This is a genomic window from Clavibacter michiganensis (assembly GCF_021216655.1).
Lineage (GTDB): Bacteria > Actinomycetota > Actinomycetes > Actinomycetales > Microbacteriaceae > Clavibacter > Clavibacter michiganensis.
This window is the reverse complement of the sequence record NZ_CP080437.1, coordinates 1,682,457-1,705,875: the sequence shown is the minus strand read 5'-3', so window position 1 is coordinate 1,705,875 and position 23,419 is coordinate 1,682,457. Positions and strand designations below refer to the sequence as shown.

Annotated in this window: 23 protein-coding genes; 8 read left to right on the top strand and 15 right to left on the bottom strand. The window is 73.8% G+C overall.

Annotated features, from left to right (window positions below; genetic code table 11):
• The first annotated feature begins 26 nt into the window (after window positions 1-26).
• Entirely contained in the window at window positions 27-1,928 is a 1,902-nt protein-coding gene (locus K0V08_RS07915; protein ID WP_079534825.1) for a thioredoxin domain-containing protein, read from the top strand.
• A gap of 4 nt (window positions 1,929-1,932) precedes the next feature.
• Here K0V08_RS07915 and K0V08_RS07910 read toward each other — a convergent pair whose 3' ends face one another.
• The 5 genes from K0V08_RS07910 to K0V08_RS07890 are packed head-to-tail and all read right to left on the bottom strand — an operon-like array spanning window position 1,933 to window position 7,348.
• The gene (locus K0V08_RS07910; RefSeq protein ID WP_172405427.1) at window positions 1,933-2,901 is read right to left on the bottom strand and encodes a 5-dehydro-4-deoxyglucarate dehydratase; all 969 of its coding nucleotides are present in this window, start codon (window positions 2,899-2,901) and stop codon (window positions 1,933-1,935) included.
• Window positions 2,901-4,133: an enolase C-terminal domain-like protein gene (locus K0V08_RS07905; protein WP_079534823.1), complete on the bottom strand. Its 1,233-nt coding sequence runs from the start codon at window positions 4,131-4,133 to the stop codon at window positions 2,901-2,903. Before K0V08_RS07905 ends, K0V08_RS07910 begins: the two co-directional genes overlap by 1 nt.
• A gap of 4 nt (window positions 4,134-4,137) precedes the next feature.
• Window positions 4,138-5,043 carry a carbohydrate ABC transporter permease gene (locus tag K0V08_RS07900; protein ID WP_079534821.1) on the bottom strand — a complete coding sequence of 302 codons (906 nt, stop codon included), beginning with the start codon at window positions 5,041-5,043 and terminating at the stop codon, window positions 4,138-4,140.
• Window positions 5,040-6,002, bottom strand: a complete 963-nt coding sequence (locus K0V08_RS07895; protein ID WP_079534819.1) for a carbohydrate ABC transporter permease — start codon at window positions 6,000-6,002, stop codon at window positions 5,040-5,042. Before K0V08_RS07895 ends, K0V08_RS07900 begins: the two co-directional genes overlap by 4 nt.
• Window positions 5,999-7,348 carry an ABC transporter substrate-binding protein gene (locus K0V08_RS07890; protein WP_167435228.1) on the bottom strand — a complete coding sequence of 450 codons (1,350 nt, stop codon included), beginning with the start codon at window positions 7,346-7,348 and terminating at the stop codon, window positions 5,999-6,001. The genes K0V08_RS07895 and K0V08_RS07890 overlap by 4 nt, the downstream gene beginning before the upstream one ends.
• A gap of 110 nt (window positions 7,349-7,458) precedes the next feature.
• Between K0V08_RS07890 and K0V08_RS07885 the strand changes: the two genes are divergently transcribed.
• From K0V08_RS07885 to K0V08_RS07875, 3 genes are read left to right on the top strand one after another with little or no spacing between them, the layout of a single operon-like run.
• Entirely contained in the window at window positions 7,459-8,253 is a 795-nt protein-coding gene (locus K0V08_RS07885; protein WP_079534817.1) for an NAD-dependent epimerase/dehydratase family protein, read from the top strand.
• Window positions 8,247-9,041 carry an IclR family transcriptional regulator gene (locus K0V08_RS07880; protein WP_079534815.1) on the top strand — a complete coding sequence of 265 codons (795 nt, stop codon included), beginning with the start codon at window positions 8,247-8,249 and terminating at the stop codon, window positions 9,039-9,041. Before K0V08_RS07885 ends, K0V08_RS07880 begins: the two co-directional genes overlap by 7 nt.
• The gene (locus tag K0V08_RS07875; RefSeq protein WP_079534813.1) at window positions 9,038-10,144 is read left to right on the top strand and encodes a hypothetical protein; all 1,107 of its coding nucleotides are present in this window, start codon (window positions 9,038-9,040) and stop codon (window positions 10,142-10,144) included. Before K0V08_RS07880 ends, K0V08_RS07875 begins: the two co-directional genes overlap by 4 nt.
• Here K0V08_RS07875 and K0V08_RS07870 read toward each other — a convergent pair.
• The 4 genes from K0V08_RS07870 to K0V08_RS07855 form a co-directional block, all read right to left on the bottom strand.
• Window positions 10,141-10,536, bottom strand: coding sequence for an SdpI family protein (locus tag K0V08_RS07870; protein ID WP_012039095.1), 396 nt, complete (start codon window positions 10,534-10,536; stop codon window positions 10,141-10,143). The genes K0V08_RS07875 and K0V08_RS07870 overlap by 4 nt on opposite strands.
• A 37-nt stretch (window positions 10,537-10,573) precedes the next feature.
• Window positions 10,574-11,941 carry an L-serine ammonia-lyase gene (locus K0V08_RS07865; RefSeq protein ID WP_012039094.1) on the bottom strand — a complete coding sequence of 456 codons (1,368 nt, stop codon included), beginning with the start codon at window positions 11,939-11,941 and terminating at the stop codon, window positions 10,574-10,576.
• Between the two features lie 9 nt (window positions 11,942-11,950).
• A complete protein-coding gene (locus tag K0V08_RS07860; protein ID WP_079534811.1) occupies window positions 11,951-12,619 on the bottom strand; it encodes a hypothetical protein in 669 nt (222 codons plus the stop codon).
• 168 nt (window positions 12,620-12,787) lie between these two features.
• Window positions 12,788-13,048 carry a GlsB/YeaQ/YmgE family stress response membrane protein gene (locus tag K0V08_RS07855; RefSeq protein WP_012039092.1) on the bottom strand — a complete coding sequence of 87 codons (261 nt, stop codon included), beginning with the start codon at window positions 13,046-13,048 and terminating at the stop codon, window positions 12,788-12,790.
• A gap of 186 nt (window positions 13,049-13,234) precedes the next feature.
• Here K0V08_RS07855 and K0V08_RS07850 point away from each other — a divergent pair, with 186 nt between their 5' ends.
• Window positions 13,235-13,744, top strand: coding sequence for a DUF427 domain-containing protein (locus K0V08_RS07850; RefSeq protein ID WP_079534809.1), 510 nt, complete (start codon window positions 13,235-13,237; stop codon window positions 13,742-13,744).
• Window positions 13,745-13,762: 18 nt separating this feature from the next.
• On the opposite strand, the gene K0V08_RS07845 is transcribed toward K0V08_RS07850, so the two are convergent.
• The 4 genes from K0V08_RS07845 to K0V08_RS07830 all read right to left on the bottom strand — a co-directional run bounded on the left by K0V08_RS07845 (window position 13,763) and on the right by K0V08_RS07830 (window position 18,660).
• Window positions 13,763-14,281: a CoA-binding protein gene (locus K0V08_RS07845; RefSeq protein ID WP_050976383.1), complete on the bottom strand. Its 519-nt coding sequence runs from the start codon at window positions 14,279-14,281 to the stop codon at window positions 13,763-13,765.
• Window positions 14,282-14,532: 251 nt separating this feature from the next.
• The gene (locus K0V08_RS07840; protein ID WP_079534807.1) at window positions 14,533-15,828 is read right to left on the bottom strand and encodes an O-acetylhomoserine aminocarboxypropyltransferase/cysteine synthase family protein; all 1,296 of its coding nucleotides are present in this window, start codon (window positions 15,826-15,828) and stop codon (window positions 14,533-14,535) included.
• Between the two features lie 100 nt (window positions 15,829-15,928).
• Complete coding sequence (locus tag K0V08_RS07835) at window positions 15,929-16,933, bottom strand: YeiH family protein (protein WP_079534805.1); 1,005 nt, start codon at window positions 16,931-16,933, stop codon at window positions 15,929-15,931.
• A complete protein-coding gene (locus K0V08_RS07830; protein ID WP_079534803.1) occupies window positions 16,933-18,660 on the bottom strand; it encodes a dolichyl-phosphate-mannose--protein mannosyltransferase in 1,728 nt (575 codons plus the stop codon). Before K0V08_RS07830 ends, K0V08_RS07835 begins: the two co-directional genes overlap by 1 nt.
• Window positions 18,661-18,882: 222 nt before the next feature.
• Between K0V08_RS07830 and K0V08_RS07825 the strand changes: the two genes are divergently transcribed.
• Window positions 18,883-19,437 carry a hypothetical protein gene (locus tag K0V08_RS07825; RefSeq protein WP_079534801.1) on the top strand — a complete coding sequence of 185 codons (555 nt, stop codon included), beginning with the start codon at window positions 18,883-18,885 and terminating at the stop codon, window positions 19,435-19,437.
• A 1-nt stretch (window position 19,438) separates the two neighbouring features.
• A complete protein-coding gene (locus K0V08_RS07820; protein ID WP_079534799.1) occupies window positions 19,439-19,975 on the top strand; it encodes a hypothetical protein in 537 nt (178 codons plus the stop codon).
• A gap of 52 nt (window positions 19,976-20,027) precedes the next feature.
• Here K0V08_RS07820 and treS read toward each other — a convergent pair whose 3' ends face one another.
• Window positions 20,028-22,274 carry a maltose alpha-D-glucosyltransferase gene (treS, locus tag K0V08_RS07815; RefSeq protein WP_079534797.1) on the bottom strand — a complete coding sequence of 749 codons (2,247 nt, stop codon included), beginning with the start codon at window positions 22,272-22,274 and terminating at the stop codon, window positions 20,028-20,030.
• A 182-nt stretch (window positions 22,275-22,456) separates the two neighbouring features.
• Between treS and K0V08_RS07810 the strand changes: the two genes are divergently transcribed.
• Entirely contained in the window at window positions 22,457-22,678 is a 222-nt protein-coding gene (locus K0V08_RS07810) for a hypothetical protein (RefSeq protein WP_079534795.1), read from the top strand.
• 12 nt (window positions 22,679-22,690) lie between these two features.
• On the opposite strand, the gene K0V08_RS07805 is transcribed toward K0V08_RS07810, so the two are convergent.
• On the bottom strand, window positions 22,691-23,134 hold the full coding sequence (locus tag K0V08_RS07805) for a DoxX family protein (RefSeq protein ID WP_079534793.1): 444 nt from the start codon (window positions 23,132-23,134) through the stop codon (window positions 22,691-22,693).
• Window positions 23,135-23,419 lie beyond the last annotated feature (285 nt).

The following is a 23,419-nucleotide window of genomic DNA, read 5'->3' as shown; positions in this document are numbered from 1 at the left end:
CCGCGCCCCGCGCGTAGCGTGGACGCATGCCCAACCGCCTCGCCGACGCCGTCAGCCCGTACCTCCTGAGCCACGCGGACAACCCGGTCGACTGGCGGCCGTGGGGCGAGGAGGCGTTCGCGGAGGCCCGCCGCCGCGACGTGCCCGTGCTCGTCTCGGTCGGCTACTCGACCTGCCACTGGTGCCACGTCATGGCGCGCGAGACGTTCTCGGATCCGGCGCTCGCCTCGCGTCTGAACGAGGGGTTCGTCGCGATCAAGGTCGACCGCGAGGAGCACCCGGAGGTCGATGCGGCCCTCATCACCGCGGCCGGCGCCTTCACGGATCAGCTCGGCTGGCCGCTCAACGTCTTCACGACGCCCGAGGGCCGCACCTTCCACGCGGGCACCTACTCGCCGCCCGAGCCGCGCGCCGGGCACCCGTCGTTCCGCCAGGTGCTCGACGCCGTCGCCGACGCCTGGACCACCCGGCGCGACCAGGTCGAGCAGGGTGCGGGGCAGCTGAGCGCCGCGATCCGGGAGGCCTCCGAGCGCGGATCCGTCGCGTCGCCGCTCCCCGACGCCGCCGCGCTCGACCGGGTCGCCGCCGAGCTCGCCTCGTTCGAGGACGCGGAGCACGGCGGGTTCGGATCCGCGCCCAAGTTCCCCGTCGCGCCCGTCGTGCTGCTGCTCGACACGCTCGCGACCTCGGGGGCGCTCGCGCCCGAGCGCGCGACGTCGACCGGCGCGCTGGTGCGCCGCACGCTCGACGCGATGGCCGGGTCCGACCTGCGCGACCCGGTGGAGGGCGGCTTCTTCCGCTACTCCACGCGCCGCGACTGGTCCGAGCCGCACTACGAGCGGATGCTCTACGACAACGCCCTGCTCCTCGACGCCTACGCGCGCGCCGGGGACGAGGAGGTCGCGGCGGGGATCGTCGCGTTCCTCACGGGGACCCTGAGGCGGGCGTCGGGAGGGTTCGCGTCGGCGCAGGACTCGGAGAGCACGGTCGGCGGGCGCCGCGTCGAGGGCGGGTACTACGCGCTGGATGCGGCCGGTCGCGCGGCGGAGGAACCGCCCGCGGTCGACGGCAAGGTGCTCACCGGCTGGAACGGGCTCGCGATCGGCGCGCTCGCCCGGGCGGGCCGCGCGTTCGGACAGGGAGAATGGATCGAGGCAGCCCGCGCCGCCGCCGACATGCTGCTCCAGGAGCACGTGCGGTCGGACGGATCCCTCGTGCGCGCCTCGATCGACGGCCGCGTCTCGCCCGCGGTCGCGACGCTCGAGGACCACGGGATGCTCGCCGACGGGCTCCTCGCGCTGGCGCTCGCGACGGGCGAGGTCGCGTACGCGATGCGGGCGCGGGCGATCGTCGACGCGCTGATCGCCGCGGCGGACGGCGACCCGCAGCCGGGCGCCGCGGGCTTCCGCGTCCCGACGGGCGCGGATCCGGTGCTCGCGGGCTTCGGCCTCGACCTCGCGTCCGACCCTTCCGAGGGCGCGTACCCATCGGGCCTCACCGCGGCGGCGTCGGCCGCGCGCGTGTTCGGGCGGCTCACGGCGGATCCGCGCTACGAGCGGGCGGCCCGCGCCGCGCTCGCGACGGTCGCCGCGGGAGGGGCGAGCCGGCCGATCGCGTTCGGCGGGGCGCTCGAGCAGGCGGTCGCGATCGAGGCGGCCGGCCGCCAGCTCGTCGTGGTCGTGCCGGACGGCGCCGACGCGGCGGGCGACCCGCTCGCGGACCTGGCGCGCGGCCGCATCCACCCGCCCGACGTGTCGCTCGTCGTCACGGAGACGGCGGCGCGGGCGTGGGCCGACGCGGGCTTCGAGCTGCTCGCGGACCGCGCCGCGGGGTCCACCGCCACCGCCTACCTGTGCGCCGACTTCGTCTGCCGCCTCCCGGTGACGACGGCCGAGGCGCTGCGGGCGCAGCTGGCCGACGCGACCTGAGGGCTCAGGCGACCACGTCCTCCCCGTGGGCGAGGATCCGCTCGAGCTCGGCCAGCTGCCGCGGCGACGGATCCACGAGCGGTGCCCGCACGGATCCCACCGGCACGCCGCCCAGGCGCAGCCCCGCCTTGATGAGCGACACCGCGAATCCCGGCGTCTCGTCGCGCAGCCGCACGAGCGGCGTGAAGAACTCGTCGAGCAGGAAGCGCTGCCGCTCGAGGTCGTCGGCGCGGTACGCGGCGTGGAACGCGCTCGCGATCCGCGGCGCCATCGCGAACACGGCCGACGAGTACAGCGGCACGCCGATCGCCCGGTAGGCGGCCTGGCTCGACTCGGCCGTGAGCAGCCCGTTGAAGAACTGCACGTCGTCGCGTCCGGCTCGGCGCGCGGCGAGCACGAAGCGCTGGAACAGGGCCACGTCGCCCGCGCCGTCCTTGATCCCGGCCAGCGTCGGCAGCGAGAGGAGCCGCTCGACCGTGGCCTCCGTGAACTGCGCCTGGCCGCGGTGGTAGGCGATGAGCGGCAGGGGAGTGGTCCGGGCGACGGCCTCGACGTACGCGGCGAGGCCCTCCTGGGGACCTGCGACGAGGTACGGCGGCAGCACGAGGATCCCGTCGGCGCCGAGCTCGGTGGCCAGCTGCGCGCAGCGGCGCGCGTGCCCGAGCGGCCCGCCTACCCCCGCGATGACGAGGTGGCGGCCGCCCGCCGCGGCGACACCGGCGCGCACGGCCTGCGCGTACTCGTCGATGTCGAGCGCGTGGAACTCGCCCGTGCCGCACGCGACGAACGCGGCGCCCGCGCCCTGGTCGAGGCCGTGGGACACGTGCGCGGCGAGCACGTCGACGTCCACGCGATCGGCCTGGTCGAACGGCGTGACCGGGAAGAAGAGCACGCCCTCGAACGGCGGGAGGAGGCCGGCGGATACGGGAGCCGGGGCGGTGGCGGGGTGGGCGGCGGTGTCGGTCGTCGTCATCAGAACCTCGGGAGGGTGGGGTCGTAGGCGGGCTGGATGGTCTGCATGTAGCCGGAGTCGTCGCGCGCGGTGCGGCCCGACTCCACGTACACCAGGTGCTGGCGGTCGAGCGCGGCGTGGTCGAGCTCGACGCCGAGGCCGGGGCCGGTCGGCACGGCGACGGATCCGCCGACGATCTCGAGCGCGCCCGGCACGATCACGTCGTCGCCGCGGTTCCACGGGTAGTGCGTGTCGCAGGCGTACGCGAGCTCGGGGCTGGCGGCGGCGACGTGCGTCATGGCGGCGAGCGAGATCCCGAGGTGCGAGTTGGAGTGCATCGAGAGGCCCACGCCGAAGGTGCGGCAGATGGCGGCGAGCTCCCGGGTGTGCGCGAGCCCGCCCCAGTAGTGGTGGTCGGAGAGCACGATCTGCACGGCGTCCTTCGCGAACGCCTCCTGGATCTGCTCGAAGGTGACGACGCACATGTTCGTGGCGAGCGGCTGCGGCACCTCGGCGGCGACGCGCGACATGCCGTCGATGCCGAGCACCGGATCCTCGAGGTACTCGAGCACGCCGTCGAGCTCGGCCGCCACGCGCACCGCGGTCTCGTGCGTCCACGCTCCGTTCGGGTCGATGCGCAGCGGGTGCGTCGGGAACGCCTCGGCCAGCGCGCGGATGGCGGCGACCTCCTGGTCGGGCGGGAAGACGCCGGCCTTCAGCTTGATGGAGCCGAAGCCGTACCGGTCGATGAGGTGGCGCGCCTGCGCGACGATGCCGGCCGGATCCAGCGCCTCGCCGAACGCGTCGGGCTCGGCGCCCGGGTGCGCCGCCCACTTGTAGAAGAGGTACGCGCTGTACGGGACCCGGTCGCGCACGCGCCCGCCGAGCAGCTCGCTCACGGGCAGCCCGGTGATCCGGCCCCACGCGTCGTGCGCGGCCACGTCGATCATCGAGAAGACGACGCGGCGCTCCTGCCGGCTGAGCGGTCCGGCGTCGCCGCCGAGCGCCGCGTCCACCGCCCGCTCGATGCCGTGCAGGTCGGTGACGCGCAGGCCGACGATCGCGTCGCGCACGGACGCGACGCGCGCGGCCACGACGGCGCCGCCCTGTCCCTCGCCGAGGCCGACGACCCCGCCGTCCACGACCAGCTCGACGATGGTGCGGAGCGCGAGCGGCTCGTGCACGCCGTCGGCGTTGAGCAGCGGCGGGTCGCGGAAGGCGATGGGGGTGACGACGAGGTCGTGGATGATCATGGTGCTATCCCTTCGTCGCGCCCGAGGTGATCCCCCGGATGAGCGACCGCTGCATGAGCAGGTAGATGACGAGGCTCGGCAGGAGCGCGAGCAGCGCCCCGGCGAGCAGGACGCCCGAGCCGACCGTGGGGTCGGTGCGGAGGACGCTGAGCGCGACCGTGAGCGTGTAGTCGCTCGGGTCGTTCGCGGCGATGAGGGGGAGCAGGTACTGGTCCCAGATCATCATGAAGCCGAAGATCGTGACGACGCCCAGCACCGGCTTGCACAGCGGCAGGATCACGGTCCACAGCATGCGCAGCTCGCCGCACCCGTCGAGGCGCGCGGCCTCCTCGATCTCGAGCGGGATGTCCTTCATGAACTCCGTCATGACGAGGATCGAGAAGCCCCACACCGCCACCGGGAGGATCACGCCGAAGGGCGTGCCGCGGAGGTCCAGCCCCGTGCCGCCCACGTCCCCGATGACCTGCGACAGCGGGATCGCGATGACCTCCTCCGGCAGCATCATCGTGAGCAGGAACAGCAGCAGCACGAACGACTGCCCGCGGAACCGGTGCCGGGCGAGCGCGTAGGACGTCAGGATCGCGACGCTCACCTGCAGCACGAGCCCGCCACCCGCGATCACGAGCGAGTTGCGGAGGTAGCCGAGCACGCCCGAGTCGAACGCGACCCGGAACGACTCCAGCGACAGCTTCTGCGGGAACAGGTGGATGCTCGTCGACGACGTGAAGGCGTCGAACGCGCCGGACACGATGATCACGAAGGGCGCGGCGAACACCACGAAGGCGACGGCGCAGAGCGCGAAGCGGATCACGTTCGACGGGCGGAGGCCGGGCTTCCAGCCGAGCGCGCTGTCGAACTGGCCGTCGTTCCCGCGGCGGGATGCGCCCGTCGGGCGCTCGAGGATGCTCATCGGACCTTCTCCTTGCGGGATGACAGGGCGCGGACGCCCACGGTGAGGCCCAGGGTCGCGAGCAGCAGCAGCACGGAGGCCGCCGACGCCACGCCCAGGTCGTTGGCCTTGAAGCCGAGCGAGAACACCCGGGTCATCCAGACCTCGGTGGATCCCGCGGGTCCGCCGCCCGTGAGCACGTACACCTCGGTGAAGGTGCGGAGGCTGCGGATCGCGGCGAGTGTCAGCACGACGCTGACGGCGGGGCGGAGGGCCGGCATCACGATGTACCGGAAGCGCTGGCGCATGGTCACGCCGTCGACGGCCGCGGCCTCGTAGAGCGTGCGGTCGATGCCCGTCAGGCCCGCGAGGATGATGACCATGTTGTAGGGCGCGCCCGTCCAGACGCCGACGAGCATCACGTACCCGAGCGCCGTCGACTGGTCGCTGATGAAGCCCTGCGGCGGGATCCCCACCATCCCGAGCAGCGAGTTGAGGAACCCGGTCTCGGTCGGGAAGTAGAGGATCCGCCAGATCTCGCCGATGACCGCCACCGCGGTGACGACCGGCAGGAACACGGCCGTGCGCACGAACCACAGCCGGCGCGACGTGCCCTCCAGCAGCAGCGCGAGCGCGAGGCCGATGATCAGCGCGCCGACGGTCTGCCCGATGCCGAGCAGCACGGTGTGCCCGAGCGCCTCCGTGAAGCGGCGGTCGCGCAGCACGTGCACGTAGTTGTCGAGCCCCAGGAACTTGTCGCCGAGGAACGGCTGGACCTTCACGAAGCTCATCCGGAAGCCCTCGAGCATCGGGATGAACTTGAACAGCGCGCCGAGCACGAGGCCCGGCACGAGGAAGGCCCACGGGATCAGGGAGCGCGTCCGGAACGGCAGGCGGCCCTTCGGCTGCACGGGGCTGCGGCCCGCGGGCGCGCGGCGCTCGGGATCCACGAGGAGAGGTGCGGGGGCGCCGATGGTCATCCCTGCACCCCCTGCTCGTCGAGCTCGTCGGAGAGCTGGGACTGGATGTCGGACAGCGCGCCGGGGATGTCGCTGGAGCAGTCCGCGATGACGCCGTTCAGGCCGTCCGCGACGATCTGGCGGTACGGCGTGAAGTCGATCGCCCACGGGAACGACCTGCCGTGGTCGTCGTAGACCTCCTTCGCGGTGTCCCAGCGCGGGTCGGCCTTCACCGTGCCGATGTCGACCGAGGTGTTCACGGGGATCCGCACCACGGGCTGCGCGAGCACGCCCTGGTCGTTCGTCTTCACCTGCATGGCGAGCTCCTGCGCCTCGGGCGTGATCATGAACTCGGCCAGCTGCTCCTGCAGGTCCTGCTTCTTCGAGGAGGCGCCGAAGTAGATGTTCTCCCCCTCCGCGAAGGAGTCCGTGCCGCCGCCCGGGCCGGCCGGGGTCGGGATGACCTCCACGTTGTCCGCGCCGACGGCCGCGTCGAACGAGCTGAGGTTGTAGGGACCGGTCTGGTAGATGCCGGCCGTGCCCTGCGCGAAGAACGGCGTGTTGGCGGTGGTGAGGTTGACGGAGCCGGGGACGACGACGCCCGGCGTGCAGAACTGGTCGCGGATCCACTCCACGGCCGTCTCGGTGCCCGGGTTGTCGAAGTCGGCGGTGTAGGTGCCGTCGCCCCCGTCCTTCAGGATGTCCCCGCCGGCCTGCCAGATGTACGACGCGGCCCAGCGAGCGATGTAGCCGTTCTCGGCGCTGCCCGGCACGACCATGCCGTAGGTGTCGGCCTTCCCGTCGCCGTCGGGGTCGTCGTCGGCGAACGCCTTCGCGAGCGCGGAGAGGTCGTCCCACGTCTTCGGCACCGGCAGGCCGAGCTTCTCGCGCCAGTCCTTGCGGATGAAGGTGATGTTCGCCTGGCGCGACCACGGGATGCCGTAGTGGTCGCCGTCGGTGCCGAGCGTGCTCTTCCACGTGGCGTCGGAGATCTGGTCGCCGCCGGCGACGGCGTCGCGGTCCACGGGGCGGAGGAACCCCTGCGACTCGTAGGCGCCGAGGTTGCCCGCGTCGGTGACCATCACGTCCGGGAGGCTCCTCTGCTGGGCGCGCGCCTGCAGCTGGGTGTCGAACTCGGGGATGGGCTTGTAGTCGATCCTGATGCCCGTCTTCGCGGTGAAGGCGTCGAACACGAACTGGTACGACGCGGCGTCGTCCGGCGTGCTGCGCGTCCACACCTCGAGGGAGCGGTCGTCCGCGGATGCGCCGCCGCCGTCGCCCCCCGACGAGCAGGCGCTCAGGGCGCCGGCGAGCGCGGCGACGGATGCCAGGGCGATCATCCGTCGGGCGGGTCGGGTCTTCATCATCGGAACTCCATCCGCATGTGTGAATGCATTACGTCAGTGTGAATGCGGTGCTAACGTAGGTGGACTCGACGGCGATGTCAATCGCCGGAGCCCGACCCTGGGGAGAAGGCATGACGACCTCGAAGCGCATCGTGATCACGGGAGCGGCGGGCATGGCCGGGCGGGGCGTCCGGCCCCTGCTGCGGGCGGCGGGCCACGAGCTCGTGCTCCTCGACCTGGTGGATCCGGATCCGGTCGACGGGGAGCGCGCGACCATCGCCTCGGTGCGCGACGTCGCTGCGATGCGCGAGGTCGTGCGCGGCGCGGACGTCGTGGTGCACCTCGGGGGCATCAGCCGGGAGCGGCCGTGGGAGGACGTCCTCGCGGCGAACGTCGACGGCACGCGGACCGTGCTCGACGCCGCGCGCGAGGAGGGCGTCCGCCGCGTGCTCCTGGCGAGCTCCACGCACGCCGTCGGCTTCCACCCCGCGCCCGCGGAGCCGGTGGACCACCTGCCGCCCCGGCCGGACAGCCTCTACGGCGTGACGAAGGCGACCATGGAGGCGCTCGGATCCGTGTACGCCGACCGCCACGCGATGAGCGTCGTGAGCGCGCGCATCGGCACGCTCCTCGACCGGCCGAACGGTCGCCGCTCGCTCTCCACCTGGCTCTCCTTCCCCGACCTCGCGCGGCTCATCGAGGCCGTCGCCGCGCTCGAGGAGCCCGGTCACCACGTCGTGTGGGGCGTCTCGCGCAACACCCGCGCGTGGTTCCGCCCCGACGCCGGCGAGCGGATCGGCTACTACCCTGAGGACGACGCGGAGGCATTCGCGGGCGGCATCGACGACGTGGACGACGCCGACGGGAACGGCCTCATCGGCGGCGAGTGGGCCGCCCCGGAGCACGCACTGGGAGACGCATGGTGACCGAGGAGCAGGCCGCGGAGCGCGGCGCCCGGCCGGTCAAGTCGGCGGAGCGCACGCTCGCCCTGCTGGAGCGGCTCGCCGCGTCGTCCGAGCCCGTCTCCGTGGTGGACCTCCACCGCGCGTCCGGCTACCCGCGCTCGAGCCTGCACCAGCTCCTGCACACGATGGCGGCGAGCGGCTGGATCGAGATGCTGCAGGACGGCACGCACGTCTCCATCGGATCCCGCGCGCTCGTCGTCGGCACCGCCTACCTCGACCGCGACAAGGCCCTGCCGCACGCGCTCGCCGCGCTCGAGCGGATCCGCGACGAGACCGGGTACACCGCGCACTACGCGCGCCGCGAGGGCGACCGGGTGCTCTACCTGGCCACGCGCGAGACGACCGAGTCGCGGCGGGCGACCTCGCGGGTCGGCCGCCAGCTGCCCGCGCACGCGACCTCGCTCGGCAAGGCCCTGCTCGCGGAGCTCAGCGCCGAGGAGCGGCGCGAGGCGCTCGGATCCGGCCCGCTCGCCGCCCTCACGCCGCAGACCGTGACCGACCCCGCGGCGCTCGACGCGCAGCTCGACCAGGCGCACGAGCGCGGCTACGCGCACGAGCGCGAGGAGAACCTGGCCGGCGTCAGCTGCGTTGCGGTGAGCGTGGGCTACCGGATCCCCGCGACCGACGCGATCAGCTGCTCCATGCCGGTCGACCGCGCGACGCCGAAGGAGGCGGAGCGCGTGGCCCGCATCATCGGCGCGCACGCGGAGCGGCTCGCCCAGACGCTGCGGTCGGCGGGCGTGCGGTGAGCGTCTCCTTCTGCGCCTACCCGTGGGACCTGATCGACGACCCTGGGGCCGTGGCGCGGGTGCGGGCGGCGGGCGCCGACGGCGTGGCCATCGCCGCGGCCTACCACTCCGTGCGGGCCGCGACGCCGCTGCATCCGCGCCACCGCATCGTCGACGCGCGCTCGGCCGCGCTGTACCTGCCCGTGCGCGAGGGGGCCTGGGGCGAGCTCCGGCCCGACGACGACACCCCGTGGGTCGGCCCGGACGCGTTCGCGCGGGCCGCCGGGGTCGCGCGCGCGGCGGGCCTGCGGGTCGAGGCGTGGATCGTGCTCACGCACTCGACGTCGGTCGGCACGCGCAACCCGGGCAGCTGCGTCGTCAACGCGTTCGGCGAGGCGTACCCCTACGCGCTGTGCCCCGCGCGGCCCGAGGTGCGGGAGTACGCGGCCGCGCTGGTCGCCGAGACGGCCGCGGCGGTGGACCTCGACGGCATGATGCTCGAGGCGTGCGGCCCCATGGGCCTCGGCCACCTCGGCCACCACGAGAAGACCGCGGGCGCGGACTGGTCGGCCGAGCAGGAGGCGCTGCTCTCGATCTGCTTCTGCACGGTGTGCGTCGCGCTGCTCGCGGAGGCGGGGGAGGATCCGGACGTGCTCCGTGCCGAGGCGCGCGCCCGCGTCGACGAGGACGGCGGGCTCGGCGGCCTCGACGCCGTGCTCCGCGTGCGCGGCCGGGTCAGGCGGCAGCTCCTCGACGCGTGCGTCGCCGCCGCGCGCGCGGCCGGCGTGCCGCGCGTCGTGGTGCACGCGCAGGCGGATCCCTGGGCCACCGGGCCGTTCGCCGCGCTCCTCGACGACCTCGACGAGGTGGACGGCGTAGTCGTGCTCGACGCCGTGGCCCACGATCCCGAGGCGATGCGCGGGCTCCGCGAGCGGCTGCCCGGCACCCCGATCGGCGGCTACCTCTGGGCGCTGCCGCCGGCGAGCCCCGCGAGCATCCGCGCCGGCTGGCCCGACGCCGTCCGCGGGCTCGACAACACGTACGTGTACCACCTCGGCCTCATCGGCCGGGAGCGCCTGGACGCCGTGGGCGATGCCCTGCGCGCGGCGGCCGCGCCGCGCTAGTCGCGACGGATCCGCGGCGGCCCGTAGCGCTCGGCGTCCTGCCGCTCGGCCTCCTGCCGGCGGGCGATCCGCTTCGCGGCCTGCCCCGCCCGGAACGTGCTCCAGATGATCCCGCCCACGAGCAGCAGCCCGCCCCAGCTCGCGACGCTGTTCATGCCTGCGCCGGCCGCGATCCCGCCGATGACGCCGCCGATCGCGACGGGCAGGCAGGTGCTGCGGAGCGCGGGGAGGGCGGCCACGTGCCCGGCGCGCCAGGCCTCGTCGCTGGCCATGAGGGGGCGGGTGCGGATCCCGATCCAGCCGTTGCGCTTGAGGAGCCCCCAGGCCGCGAGCTGCGTGGTGCCGAGGATCAGCAGCGCCGCGACGGCGAGCAGCAGCGCGGGGACACCCATGCGCCCAGCCTGACACGGCCGGCCGCCGCCGGGGCGCTCAGCACTCGATGACGTTGACCGCGAGGCCCCCGGTGGACGTCTCCTTGTACTTGGTGGACATGTCGAGGCCCGTCTGCCGCATGGTCTCGATCACGGTGTCGAGCGAGACGAGGTGCGTGCCGTCGCCGTGCAGCGCCATGCGGGCCGCGTTCACGGCGGTGGACGCGGCGATCGCGTTCCGCTCGATGCACGGGATCTGCACGAGCCCGCCCACGGGATCGCACGTGAGGCCGAGGTGGTGCTCCATCGCGATCTCGGCGGCGTTCTCGACCTGCCGCGGGGATCCGCCGAGCACCGCGCAGAGGGCGCCGGCCGCCATCGCGCACGCCGTGCCGACCTCGCCCTGGCAGCCGGCCTCCGCGCCCGAGATGCTGGCGTTGGCCTTCACGAGCGAGCCGATCGCGGTGGCGGTGAGGAGGAAGTCGCGGATCCCGTCGCGGTCGGCGCCCGGCACGAACCGCAGGTAGTAGGAGCCGACCGCGGGGATGATGCCGGCCGCGCCGTTCGTGGGCGCCGTGACGACGCGCCCGCCGGATGCGTTCTCCTCGTTGACCGCGAGCGCGAACGCGTGCAGCCACTCGTGCGAGGTGTCGCGCGCGCCCTCGGCGTCGATGGTCGCGAGCTGCGACGCGACCCGCGCCGCCCGCCGCCGCACGTTGAGCCCGCCCGGCAGCGTGCCCTGGCCGCCCAGCCCCGCGGTGACGCACGCGGCCATGGCGTCCCAGATCGCGTCGAGCCCGGCGACGGCGCGGCGGGATCCGTGGATCGACTCCTCGGTGTCGCGCGCCACGTCGGCGATGGAGCGCCCTGTGGTCTCGGCGAGCTCGATGAGCTCGTCGGCGTTGGAGAACGAGTGCGGCAGTCCCGTGGGCAGCGCTGCCGAGGGCGCCTGGTCCTCGCGCAGCACGAAGCCCCCGCCGACCGAGAACCACGTGCTCTCGAGCACGGTGCCGCCGTCGGCGTCGAGCGCGGCGAGGTGCATCGCGTTGGGGTGGCGGGGGAGCCGCGTGAAGGGCTCGAACGTGAGGTCGCGGCCCACCATGCGCACCGGGTGGATCCCCGCGAGCGGCACGTCGACGCCCTCGCCGAGCCCGGACCAGCGGCCGCGCACCTCGTCCGGGTCGCACGTCTCGGGCGCGAGGCCGGCGAGCCCCGCGACGACCGCGTCGGGCGTGCCGTGGCCGAGGCCGGTGGCGCCGAGCGAGCCGAAGAGCCGCACGGTGACGCGCGCGATCTCCGTGAACCGCGGCGACGCCCGGCACTCCTCGGCGAAGAGCAGGGCCGCGCGCATGGGTCCGACGGTGTGCGAGCTCGACGGCCCGATCCCGATGGAGAAGAGGTCGAGTGCCGAGACGTACGCTGTCATCCCGTCAGACTATGCCGCCGCCTCCGCGCGGTCCGCCGCGGGGGCGCTCGCGGGACCGGCGGATGCGCCGGACGGCCGGCGGGCGGGCCCGCGCGAGGCGAGCGCCAGCCAGGTCCAGCCGATCGCGAGGCCGAGCATGGTGATCACGCCGCGCGGGAAGAAGATGTGGCTGTCGACGAACGAGACGGCCGCGACCACGGCGATCACCGCACCCGGCAGCGCCCGGAGCCCCGCGTGCCGGATCACGAGCGCGCTCGCGAGCACGGTCACGGCGACGTACGACCAGACGCCCGCGACCACGATCCCGTCCGCGAGCGCGTACACGGTGGTCACGCCCTGCCCGCCCTCGAGCTTGAGGGCTCCTGCGGCGATGCCCGCGAGGATGTCGAGGGCCTGGTAGCAGACGGCGTAGACGAAGCCGAGGACCACGGCGAGGATCCCGAGGCGGCGGTCGTGGCGGCGCGTGAGGAGGATCGGCGCGATCGCGAGCAGCGGGAAGACGGGCAGGAGCGCGATGTGGAGGTCGCGCCAGTGCACGGCGGTGTCGTCGGTCAGCGAGCTCGGGTGCGACAGGCCGGCTGCGGCGAGGGCCAGCGGCGGGAGCGCGACGGCGACGAGGACGGCGGCCGTGCGGGAGCGGGAGGGCGAGGAGGAGGGCGGGGCGACGGCGTCGGGCATGCGGTCATCGTAGGCAGAGCCCGCGACGCGACCCGCCCGGCTCAGGAGCCCGACATGACGAGAGCCCCGCGGCGACACCGGATGGGGAGGCGGCTCCGGGGATGACGAGAGCCCCCGCCGCCGATCCGGTCCGGATCAGGCGACGAGGGCTCCGTGGAGCAGGAAGGACTAGGCCTTCTTGCGGCCGACGATCGCGCCGTAGACCAGCAGGACGATGATCGCGCCGACGATGGCGAGCGCGAGCGAGCCGAGGTCGAAGCTGTCGACGCCCTTGTTGAAGAGCGCGCTGCCGATGAAGCCGCCGAGGAAGGCCCCGACGACGCCCAGGATCAGCGTGACGATGATTCCGCCACCCTGCTTGCCCGGGAGGATCAGCTTGGCGAGCGCTCCGGCGATCAGACCCAGAACCAGAAAACCGATGATGCCCATGTGCGTTACTCCTCGAAGATTTCGTGCTGTGTTGACACCCGAATGCGGGTGGACGAGCCCCAGTCAAGCACCCTGAGGACCATTCGTGCAAAAACGTTTAGTGGATACGTCTTTACCGGACGGGGGTGCCGGGCCCGTCCCGCCGCGGGATCCGGGGCGCTCAGGAGGCCGCGGTACCGTCGGCGCATGCGCATCCCACCCGCCCGACGTCCCCGCGAGATCCCCGGCGATGGCCAGGAGTCGGTGTGGGACTACCCGCGACCGCCGCGCGTGGATCCGTCGTCGGAGCGCATCGTGATCGAGCTCGGCGGCCGCGTCGTCGCCGACAGCCGATCCGCCGTGCGCGTGCTCGAGACGAGTCACCCGCCGGTCTACTACCTCCCCTCCGCCGACTTCGCCGCGGGCGTGCTCTCGTCCGCCGCCGGTCGGTCGTGGTGCGAGTACAAGGGGGAGGCCTCGTACCTCTCCCTCACGGCCGGCGGCGTCACGGCCGACCGCGCCGCCTGGTGGTACCCGTCGCCCACGCGCGGCTTCGAGGTGCTCGCCGACAAGGTCGCCGTGTACCCGTCGCGCATGGACCGCATCACGGTCGACGGGATCACGGTCGAGGCCCAGGAGGGCGACTTCTACGGCGGCTGGATCACGCCGCGCGTGGTCGGCCCGTTCAAGGGCGCGCCGGGCACGCTCGGCTGGTGATCCGGGCGGCCGTCTCCGCTAGACCGCGGCCTTCCGCGAGCTGATCACGCCGGTGTCGAAGCCGAGCAGGTGCAGGCCGCCGTGGAAGCGCGCGTGCTCGACCTTGATGCACCGGTCCATGACGACCGTGAGGCCGCGGGCCTCGGCGTCGACCGCCGCGTCCTGGTTCCAGATGCCGAGCTGCACCCAGATGACGGGCGCGCCGATCGCGACGACGTCGTCCACCACGGACGGGATGTCGCTCGCCTTCCGGAACACGTCGACGATGTCGGGCACCTCGGGAAGCGACGCGAGGTCGGGGTACGCCTCCTGCCCGAGGATCTCGGTGGCGTTCGGGTTCACGAAGTAGACGCGGTAGTCGCTCGACTGCTGCAGGTACGTGCCGACGAAGTAGCTGGACCGGGCCGGGTTCGGCGAGGCTCCGACGATCGCGACGGACTTCGCGCGGCGCAGGATCGCCTGGCGCTCCTTGGCGCTCGGGCCGGTCCACGTGCGCTCGCTGCGGAGGAGCGCGGCGAGCGGGCTGGAGCGGGGGATCGCGCAGGTGAGGCCGTTCTGGAGCTGGGTGGTCTGGGTGCCGTCGGCGTCGCCCCCTCCGGCTGGCGCTGTGGCGACCGGCTCGGCGGGAGCGGATGCGTCCGCGTCGGCGGCGTGCGCCTCGGCGGCGTCGCCGGCTGCGCGGTCGGCGGCCTCCTCGGCCGGGGCGAGCGGGTCGAGATCGGCGGCGTCCGCGGCGGGATGCGGCGTGGATCCGGTGCGCTCGGGCGGCACGCCGCCGGTGTCGAAGCTCACTTCGCTCCCTCCGTGGCGGCGGTCAGCGCCTGGTCAAGGTCGTGGATGATGTCGGCGACGTCCTCGATGCCGACGCTGATGCGGACGATGCCCGGCAGCACGCCCGCGTCGACCAGCTGCGACTCGCTCAGCTGCGCGTGGGTGGTGGACGCCGGGTGGATGACGAGCGTCTTGGCGTCGCCGATGTTGGCGAGGTGGCTCGCGAGCTCGACCGACTCGATGAAGCGCTGGCCCACCGCGCGGCCGCCCGCGACCTCGAACGTGAACACGGATCCGGGTCCGGTCGGCAGGTACTTGCGGGCCCGCTCGTGGTGCGGGTGCGCGGGGAGGCCGGCCCAGTTGACGGCGGTGATGCGCGGATCGGCATCCAGCCACTCGGCGACCGCCCGCGCGTTGTCGATGTGCGCCTGCATCCGGTACGGCAGCGTCTCGACGCCCTGCGCGAGCAGGAACGCGGAGTGCGGCGCGAGCGCGGGCCCGATGTCGCGGAGCTGCTCGGCGCGGAGCCGGGTGAGGAATGCGTACTCGCCGAAGTTGCCGGTCCAGTTGAGGCCGCCGTAGCTCGGCACGGGCTGGTCCAGCAGCGGGAAGCGCGCGCTCTCCCAGTCGAAGAGGCCGGACTCGACGACCACGCCGCCGAGCGTGGTGCCGTGCCCGCCGAGGAACTTGGTGGCCGAGTGGATGACGATGTCGGCGCCCCACTCGATGGGCCGGTTGAGGTACGGCGTCGCGATGGTGGAGTCGATGACGAGCGGGACGCCCGCCGCGTGCGCGACGGCCGCGAGCCCCTCGATGTCGGCGATCTCGCCCGACGGGTTCGCGACCGTCTCCGCGAAGACGAGCTTGGTGCGGTCGGTGATGGCGGCGGCGTAGTCGGCCGGGTCGCTCGACTGCACGAACGTGGTCTCCACGCCGAAGCGGCGGAGGGTCACGTCGAGCTGCGTGATGGATCCGCCGTAGAGGTTCGCGGAGGCGACGATGTGGTCGCCGGCGCCCGCGAGCGACGCGAAGGTGATGTACTGCGCGCTCAGCCCGCTCGCCGTGGCCACCGCGCCGAGGCCGCCCTCGAGGCTGGCGACGCGCTCCTCGAACGACGCGACCGTGGGGTTCGACAGGCGCGAGTAGACGTTGCCGTACTTCTGCAGCGCGAAGCGCGCGGCGGCGTCGGCGGTGTCGTCGAAGACGAACGCGCTCGACTGGTAGATGGGGAGGGCGCGCGCACCCGTGGTGGCGTCGGGGATGTTGCCCGCGTGGATCGCCCTCGTCTTGAACCCGTACTCGCGATCGACCATGGGGTCGACGCTAGCCCGCGCTCCCGACGGTTCCCCGGCCGGGCCGTAATGCGGCGACATGCGCGGCGACATGCGCGCGCGAGCGGTGGCAGCCGGCGGATCAGGACAGGCGCACGGCCGCGAGCGCCAGGCCCGCGATCAGCGCCCAGGAGAGGAGGCCGGCGGCGAGCGCGGACCCGCCCTGGCCGACGAGCTCGCGGAGGCGCAACGCGGATCCGAGCGCCACGAGCGCGATCGCCAGCAGCGCGGTCTGCACGACCTGGGCCGCGTCGAGCACGCCGACCGGGAGCGGCACGAAGGTGCGGACGAGCACGGCCGCGAGGAACCCGAGCACGAACAGCGGCACGATCGGCGGACGCGCAGCGCCCTCGACCCGGCCCTCGCGGCGGCGCATCACGACGCCGGCGACGGCGACCACGGGCGCGAGCAGCAGCACGCGCGTGAGCTTGACGGCGATCGCGATGGTGAGGGCGGCGGATCCCGCGATCTGGGCGGTCGCGACGACCTGCCCCACGTCGTGCACGCCCGCGCCCACCCAGTGCCCGAACGCGACGTCGTCGAGGCCGAGCGGGCCCGCGAGCGGTGGCAGCACGGCGATCGCCAGCGTGCCGCACAGCGTGACGAGGGCGACGGGCGCGCCCTGGTCGGCGGGCTTCGCGCGCGTGACGCCGGCCATCGCGCCGATCGCGCTCGCGCCGCAGATCGAGAAGCCGGTGGCGAGGAGGAGCGGCTGCTGGCCGGGCATCCGGAGCGCGCGGGCGATCGCGTAGGTGCCCGCGAACGCGAGGACCACGACCGCGACGACGAGCAGCACCGCGCGCCAGCCGAGCCCGACGATGTCGGAGAGGCCGAGCTGGAGTCCGAGGAGCACCACGCCGATCCGCATCAGCCGCTTGGACGCGAGCGTGAGTCCGGGCTTGAGCGCACCGGTGAGCGCGGGCCGGGCCGCCGGGATCTGCGCCGCGACGATGCCGAGCGCCACCGCGACCGTGAGCAGGGGGATCGCCGGGACGAGCGCGTGGACGGCCCACGCGATGAGGGCGGCCGCCGCCGCGGCGCCGAGGCCGGGGAGCGCGGGGTGGAGGCGCGTGGCGGTGGCGGGCATCAGATCCAGCCCGAGGGGATCCACGCGTGCAGCCGCCAGAACCAGGTGGGCACGAGCTGGCCGGTCCACAGCGGGTAGAAGAACGCGCTGACGAGGGCGCACACGACGAGGATCACGCCCACGATCACGACGCCGCGCGTGCGGCGGGGCCGCGGATCGCCGCGGTCGCCGAGGATCATGCCGAGCACCATCGCGAGGCACAGGATGAGGTACGGCTCGAAGGCGATCGAGTAGAACTGGAAGACCGTGCGGTTCACGTAGAGCAGCCACGGCAGGTACCCGACGACCATGCCCATCAGCACCAGGCCCACGCGCCACTCGCGGCGGGCGGCGAGCCGGTAGACGAGGTACAGCATCGCGGCCACCGAGAGCCACCAGATGATGGGGTTCGCGATCGAGGTGATGGACGCCGAGCACGCGTCGATCGTGCAGCCCGACTCCCCGTAGCCGTAGCCCTCGTAGTAGAACTGCGTCGGCCGGTAGAGGAGCAGCCAGAGCCGCGGATCCGCCCGGTACGGGTGCGTGACGTCGAGCCCCACGTTGAACGCGTACTGCTGCGCGAGGTAGTGCCAGAGGCTCTGGATCGACAGGGGCACCCACGCGAGCCCGCCTTGCCAGGCGTTCGCGCCCTCGGCCGCCCAGTTCCGGAAGTACCCGTTCGAGGTGGCGAACCAGCCCGCGTAGGAGGCGAGGAACGCGGCGATCGCGGGCGGGACGAGGAGGAGGAAGGAGACGGGACCCTGGACCGCGGCGCCCGCCGTGAACCACGCGGCGAGCCCGTGGCGGCGGCGCAGCAGCATGTCGGTGAGCACCACGTAGAGGCCGAAGCCCGCGAGGAAGAAGATGCCCGACCACTTCACCGAGGAGGTCGCGCCGAACGCGAGGCCGGCCGCGATGAGCCATGGACGCCAGAGGATGACCGGGCCGAACTCCAGCGGTCGCGCGTCGTCGGGACGGGCCTCGCGTCGCAGGGCGAGCAGCCGCTCGAACCGGCGCTCGTGCCAGGTGCGGTCGAGGAGGATCGCCCCGAAGCCCAGCAGGCCGAAGAACATGACGTGCGTGTCGAGCAGCGCGATGCGGCTCATCACGATGGCGTGGCCGTCGATCGCGAACAGGAACCCGGCCATCGTCGCGACGACCGCGGAGCCCGTGAGGCGGCGGGCGATGAGCATGAGGAGGACGACCGCGAGCGTGCCGACGACGGCCGTCGCGATGCGCCAGCCCACCGGATCCGCCGCGCCGAAGACCGCGAGGCCGAGCGCGATGATCCACTTGCCGAGCGGCGGATGCGCCACGAACGCGGGCGCCTGCAGGTAGCCGTCGGTCTGCCCGGCGATGAAGTCGGGGTTCGGATCGGTGGGCCACGAGCCCTCGTAGCCGAGGTTGAGGAGGGTCCACGCGTCCTTCACGTAGAAGGTCTCGTCGAACACGAGCGTCGCCGGGTGGCCGAGGCTCTGGATCCGGAGGATCGCCGCGAGCAGCGTGATGACGATCGGGCCGCCCCAGTGCCATGCGCGACGGCGGGCGGGGGTGGAGACGAGACGCGCCCAGAGGTCGTCGAAGCGGGATCCGCGGGCGGTGACGGCGCGCTCGTCGGCGCGCTGGGCCGCCCGGGTCGGCGTCGCGTCCGGATCGAGGGCGGTGTCCGCTGTCACGGGAGCCGGGGTGCCGGTCGTCTGCGTGCCGTCGTCCCCGTGCTCGGCGGGGCGGTAGGGCGAGTCGGGCACGGCTCATCATCGCACGCAGGTGCGCGGACGCCCGGGCCGCGGACGCTGCGCGGCCCGGCCGCGTCGAGACCTCGTGAGGTTCCGGCCGGGAGCCGTAGGGGTGTCGTGAGCGCGCTCGCGCAGCGGGGTCGCGGGCGGATGGACTGGGCGCATGCCCTTCCCGTGCCGCGTGCCTCCTGTCCCCGTCCGTCCCGTCCCCGTCGGCTCGGCAGGGGTGCGGCGATGAGCGTGATCGCGGCGGTCGCGCCGGAGCGCCTGGGGGCGTCGACCACGGCCGCCCCCGCCGTGCTCGACGACGTCGTGGTCGCCGGGGTGTCGATGCGACGGCTCGTGGAGGTGTGCGGGACCCCGTGCGTCCACTCCGGCGATGCCGCGGGGATCCGCGAGGGCGGGGATGAGGGCGGGGACGGGTGCGGCGCGCTCGTCGTCGTGGCGGTGACGGCCGTCCTCGCGGGCCCCGTCGGGGAGCGCGTCGTGTGCGTCGACGGGCACCTCGACGGCGTGGACGCGCGCTGGGCGGAGGCGCGCGTCCTCGGCCGTGCGGTCGGCGGCCGATCTGCGGCGCGGATCGTCGCGGCCGCGCCGACGTCGGGGACGGCCGTGGTCGCGCTGCCCGACGACCTGGCCGTGGGGGACCTCGTCGTCGTGCCATGCGGGGGATCGCCCGCCCTGCACGACGTGCGGTTGAGCGGGCGTCCCGTGGGGACGGGGCGCGTCCGAGGCGGCCGCGGCGCGGGGGAGCGCCGCGTGCCGCCGCGTCGCCGGCGGAGGCACTGAGGTGCGCGCCCCGCTCGTCGACCCGTGGGCCGGATCGAGCCGGCCGCGGACGCCGCGCATGTCCTTCGCGGGTGACGCCATCCCGGCGCTCGCCGACCTCCTGGCCTCCCTCGAGGAGCGGGATGAGGAGGATCCGCGTCCCGTGCGCGCGCTCGTCGTGGGCGTCGACGCGCAGGCCGGCGGGATCCGCGGGGTGCACGCCGCCGGGCGCTGCCTCCGCGCCGTGCGCGTGCCGGAGCACCTGCCGCAGCTGCGCCACCTGGTGGTCGTCGTCGGTGGGCGCGTCGGGGCCATCCGGCCCGACCTCCGGGCGCTCGATGCCTGGGTGGTGCGCAAGCACGCGGGGCTCGAGCGCACGCGCGGCGCGGACGTCGCCGTGACGGGGATCCTCGCGTCCGGCTGCGTGACGCCGCGGCTCCTCACGAACCGGGTCGTCGACCTCGTGCGGCACCCGATCGCCGCGCCGCGGATCGCCGTGGAGTGGGCGGACATCCGCGACCGGCGGATCCGCGACGTCGCCCTCGAGGCGTGGTGCTGATCCGCCGGCCGCTGCGCGACGAGCCCGCGGGCGCCGGGCCCGGCCGGGCGGCCTAGGCCTCCTCGGTCTCCTGCTCCTCGTCGAGCAGCAGGAACAGGCCCGCGTAGGGCTCGAGCTGCACGGGGAAGCTGGACAGGTCGTCGACCGTGCCGACCTCCTCGCCCGTCGTCGCGTCGCGGACGACGCGGCGGGCGGGGAGCTCCTCGGAGCGGACGGTCGCGAGGATCGACTCGCCCGTGAAGTTGAGCACCGTGAGCTGCAGGCGCGCGTCGGCCTCCGGGTCGCCGTTGTCGAGGCGGTGCACCATCACGAGCATGCCGGGGTGGCCGACGTCGGGGACGTCGACCTGCGTGCCCAGCGCGACGTCGAAGCGCTCGCGCACCTCGAGCACGCTGCGGAGGCCGGAGACGAACGAGGACGGGTCGTCGACCTGCGCGGGCAGCGATCCGTACAGCGAGCGGCCGCGGGGCATGCCGGATCCGGATCCGGTCGCCTCGGGGGCCGCGTCGAGCAGGTCGTGCCCGCCGCGGTGGACCCAGCGGGTGTCGCCGCCCTCGATGAGGTCGGCCACCTGGGACGCCTGCAGCGGCAGCACGCCGAGCAGGTCCCACGCGGACAGCGCGAAGACGCCCGGCTGCCACGCGTTGAACTTGGCGAGCAGGAGGTGCGCGGCGCGGATCCCGGCGACGTCGTCCTCCCCGATCGCGTCGAGGGTCGTGAAGCCCTGCGCGGCCGCGATGACGGACGCCGTGGTGCAGGCGATGCCGTTCGTCGTGAACACGTGGTTGTAGTCGGCGCTGTCGCCCGTGAGCTCCTCGAGGAGGTCGCCGCGGATCGTCTCCGCGAGGTCGGCGCCCGTCATCTCGTCGCCGCGGAACGGGAAGACGTCCGCGCAGTGCTCGGTCGCCCAGTGCACGAGCTCGTAGGTGAGCTCGTCGTGGTTCTGGAGCGCGTGCACGAGGGTGACGGGCTCGACGCCGACCTCGAGCGAGGTGCGGAGCGTGAGGCGCAGGAACTCGGTGTCGCCGGTCGCCAGCGCGTGCTGGTACGCGGGCCGGTTGATGAAGTCGTAGGAGAGGTCGGCGCCGACGCGGCCGGTGTCGCGGATGTCCTCCATCGTGAGGTTCAGCTCCTGGAAGGAGAACCCGCCGACCTTGCGCACCATGCTCGCGATGAGGTGGTTCGCGGCCTCCGAGAGCGGGTGGCCCTCGGACCACGCCGGGCCCTCGACGCTCTTCTCCACGCCGAGGAAGCCGTTCGCGTCGAGCCGCAGCGCGCTCGCGCCGAGGTCGCCGAGCGAGTGCAGCGCGTCGCCGATGACCATGCGCATGCCCGCGAACGTGGGGTCGAGCCAGTTGATGGAGGGCTGGCCCTGCTTGAAGTAGTGCAGGTAGACCCAGCGGCGGGTGCGGCCGTCGACGCCGAGCACGGGCGCGGTGGCGCTCCAGTTGGTCTCCTTGACGCCCGGCGCGTAGAAGATCACGCGCTGCAGGCGGCCGATGATGTAGCCCTGGTCGGCGAGCGCCTGCTCGGCGGCGACGTCGAGGTTCACGGCGTCGCGGCCCGGCAGCACGTCGGGCAGCAGGCCCCAGTCCTCCTCGGGGATCTCGACCATGTGGTAGATCCCGGGGAAGTCCTTGTAGCCCATCTCCGCGAGGCGGAAGTCGGCGCCCTTGCCGGTGTGGCCGGGCACGATGTCGTCGATGACGCTGCCGCCGTGCTGGTCGGCGACGTCGGTGAGGCGGCGGAACTCGTCCTCCGTGCCGAACGCGGCGTCGATCTGGGTGCTGATGCGGTCGAAGTGGCCGTCGACGCTCGCGGTCTGTGACCACTCGGTGATGCCGCCGGCGAGCTTCACGGGGCCGGTGTGCACGGCCTCGATGCCGATCGACTGGAAGATCTCCCACAGCTGCGGGTCGCCGAGCGCGCCGAGGTACGACTCGCCCTCCTTCGTGATGAGCGAGATCGGGTAGGCGGTGAACCAGACCGAGGCGGTGTCTATGGCGCGCCGTGCGTCCGGCCGGGCGTACGGGTTCGACCACATGCTGGGCGATCCGGAGAGGCCGCGGCTCAGCACGTCGGCGTCGCCGAGCATCGACTGGCGGCGGAGCCACTCCACGTAGGAGGGGTTCGACGCGTCGGCGGCGCGCGGGTCGTTCGATGAGCGGCGGATCCCGCTGGCGCGCAGCTGCGGACGCGCGCGCAGGCGGGCGGGGCGGGCCGGGAAGCGCTCCTCGTCGTACGTGATCTCCGTGGGCTCCGGCTCGGGGATCGCGTTCGTCTCGATGGCGTCGTCCACTGGTGCTCCTCGGGGTGGGTGGTGGTGCGTCGTGCCCGATCCGGGCAGCGTCGGCCCGCGGGGCCGCTGTCACGAGCGTACGCAGGATGCGGGGGCGCCGTGCGGGGTCGCGGGGTGGCCGGGCGCGCCGCGGTGACGTCGGGAGGCGTCCGTCGTCGGGAGCCGGCGGCTAGCCCGGCCGGATGAGCGATGACGCGGGCGAGCGCCCTCCGGGACGCCCGAAGCGCTTCGACTTCCCGCGGCGCGTGGCGGCCTGGGCCGCGGTGCTGGGCGGCGCGGTCGCGACGTACCGCGGCGCGACCGGGGACCTGGGCTCGATCTTCCTCATCACCGGGCCCGCCCTCATGGTGCTCGGCGTCATCGGGATCCTCGTGTACCGGTGGATGGCGCGGCGGGGGCTGTAGCCGCCCGTCGGATCAGGCGGCGCGGGTGCGTCGGCCGAGGAGCCCGTCGACGCTGAAGCGGCCAGCGCCGAGCAGCACGAGGACGACCAGGCCGGCGATCAGGGCGAGCACGAGCTCGTAGCCGCCGCCGTCGACGAAGACGCCCTTGTCGGCGTGCACGATGACGAAGGCCCCGAGCAGGTTGAGGATGTTCAGCGCCGCGACCACGGGCGTCAGGAGTCCGAGGATCAGCGCCGCCCCGCCGACGGTCTCGACCGTCGCGGCGAAGACCGCCGCCGCGGCCGGGACCGGGATGCCCATCTGCGTGAAGGAGGCGGCGGTGCCGTCGAGCGTGTAGTCGAGGAACTTCTGCAGACCGTGCGCCATCAGGATGAAGCCGATCGCCACGCGGGCGATGAGCAGGGCGGCGTCCTGGAGGACGGGCGACGTGCGGGCGGGGTGGAGCAGCGTGCGCATGCGGGGTTCTCCTCTGTTCGGTGGTGGTGGTGGAAGCGCGGGGATCGCGTCGTGTGGTCCGAGGGGCCGGGGTGCGTGGTCGGCGTGCGCATCCCGGCGGTGCGCGATCGGGCGATCTCGGTGGGGAGCGTCGAGGGCTCGACGACGTCGAGGGCCCATGTCCACGGACGCCGTCAGCGAGCGCGGCGGCGACGCCTCCCGCTCATGCGCGATCGGACGCCGGACGAACGCCGCGCTGCTCGAGACCGTGCCGGGATGCGGCTGATGAGCCTGCCGGACCGCCTG